Origin of the sequence: Eubacterium sp. AM46-8, from assembly GCF_003466705.1 — a bacterium.
Classification (GTDB): domain Bacteria; phylum Bacillota; class Clostridia; order Lachnospirales; family Lachnospiraceae; genus Lachnospira.
This window is the reverse complement of record NZ_QSEU01000031.1, coordinates 1-2,248: the sequence shown is the minus strand read 5'-3', so window position 1 is coordinate 2,248 and position 2,248 is coordinate 1. Positions and strand designations below refer to the sequence as shown.

General features: G+C 51.7%; 1 rRNA gene. It reads left to right on the top strand.

The window, feature by feature from the left end:
- A 23S ribosomal RNA gene (locus DW963_RS13060) occupies positions 1-2,248 on the top strand; the annotation flags it as partial.

The window sequence follows — 2,248 nt, the reverse complement described above, 5'->3', positions numbered from 1 at the left end:
GACTTAAGGTCCGGAGCCGAAGCGAAAGCGAGTGTTAAAAGCACGGTTGAATCGCTTATCATAGACCCGAAACCGGGTGATCTATCCATGTCCAGGTTGAAGCTGCCGTAAGAGGTAGTGGAGGACCGAACACACATCCGTTGAAAAGGGTGGTGATGAGGTGTGGATAGGGGAGAAATTCCAATCGAACCCGGAGATAGCTGGTTCTCCTCGAAATAGCTTTAGGGCTAGCCTCTGGTTAGTCTGCCGCAGGTAGAGCACTGAATTTCCTAGGGGGCGTCAAAGCCTACCGAAGAATATCAAACTGCGAATGGCGGACAGATGATGCCAGGGAGTCAGACTGCACGAGATAAGTTGGGTGGTCAAAAGGGAAAGAGCCCAGACCTACAGCTAAGGTCCCAAAGTGTGTGTTAAGTGGAAAAGGATGTGGGATTTCGAAGACAACTAGGATGTTGGCTCAGAAGCAGCCACACATTAAAAGAGTGCGTAATAGCTCACTAGTCGAGAGGTCCTGCGCCGAAAATGTCCGGGGCTAAAACACAACACCGAAGCTTAGGAATTCTAATGAATTGGTAGAGGAGCATTGAAGACGGAACGAAGCCATACCGAAAGGAATGGTGGACTGTCTTGAAGAGAGAATGCCGGAATGAGTAGCGAGATTGAAGTGAGAATCTTCAAGGCCGAATATCTAAGGTTTCCAGGGTAAAGCTGATCTGCCTGGGTAAGTCGGGGCCTAAGGCAAGGTCGAAAGACGTAGTCGATGGATAACAGGTTGAAATTCCTGTACTGCATCAAATCAGAAATGTGGGGACACATGAGGGAAGCATGAGCCGGAAAAGGAAAGTCCGGTACAAGCGCAGCAGAGGACAGATAGGCAAAACCGTCTGTCAACTCGAGGGCGCGATGTGGAGCGAACCAAAGTAGCGAAGCATGTGGAGCTTGTGTCGAGAAAAGCCGCTATAGTGTTTGATGTACCCGTACCGTAAACCGACACAGGTGGATGAGGAGAGAATCCTAAGGCCGGCGGGAGAAGCATTGTTAAGGAACTCGGCAAAATGACCCCGTAACTTCGGGAGAAGGGGTGCTCCAGAGATGGAGCCGCAGAGAACTGGCCCAAGCAACTGTTTAGCAAAAACACAGGTCTATGCAAAACCGAAAGGTGAGGTATATGCTGACGCCTGCCCGGTGCTGGAAGGTTAAGAGGAGATGTTAATCGCAAGGTGAAGCATTGAATTTAAGCCCCAGTAAACGGCGGCCGTAACTATAACGGTCCTAAGGTAGCGAAATTCCTTGTCGGGTAAGTTCCGACCCGCACGAAAGGCGTAATGATTTGGGCACTGTCTCGACAATGCACCCGGTGAAATTGAAATACCAGTGAAGATGCTGGTTACCTGCGCCAGGACGGAAAGACCCCATGGAGCTTTACTCTAGCTTGATACTGGGGTTCGGTATTGCATGTACAGGATAGGTGGGAGACTGAGAAGATGTGTCGCCAGATGCATCAGAGTCGATGTTGGGATACCACCCCTGCAGTACTGGGCTTCTAACCTGCAGCCGTGACCCGGCTGGGGGACAATGTCTGGTGGGGAGTTTGACTGGGGCGGTCGCCTCCGAAAGAGTATCGGAGGCGCTCAAAGGTTCCCTCAGAATGGTTGGAAACCATTCGAAGAGCGCAAAGGCAGAAGGGAGCTTGACTGCGACACCGACGGGTGGAGCAGGTACGAAAGTAGGACTTAGTGATCCGGTGGTATGAAAGTGGGATTGCCATCGCTCAACGGATAAAAGCTACCCTGGGGATAACAGGCTTATCACTCCCAAGAGTTCACATCGACGGAGTGGTTTGGCACCTCGATGTCGGCTCATCGCATCCTGGGGCTGTAGTAGGTCCCAAGGGTTGGGCTGTTCGCCCATTAAAGCGGTACGCGAGCTGGGTTCAGAACGTCGTGAGACAGTTCGGTCCCTATCCGGCGTGGGCGTAGGATATCTGAGAGGAGCTGTCCTTAGTACGAGAGGACCGGGATGGACTGACCTCTGGTGCACCGGTTGCATTGCCAAATGCATAGCCGGGTAGCCAAGTCGGGACGGGATAAACGCTGAAGGCATCTAAGCGTGAAGCCCCCCTCAAGATGAGATATCCCATAACGTAAGTTAGTAAGACCCCTTGAAGACGACGAGGTAGATAGGCAGAAGGTGGAAGTGTGGTGACATATGGAGCTGATCTGTACTAATAGGTCGAGGGCTTAACCAA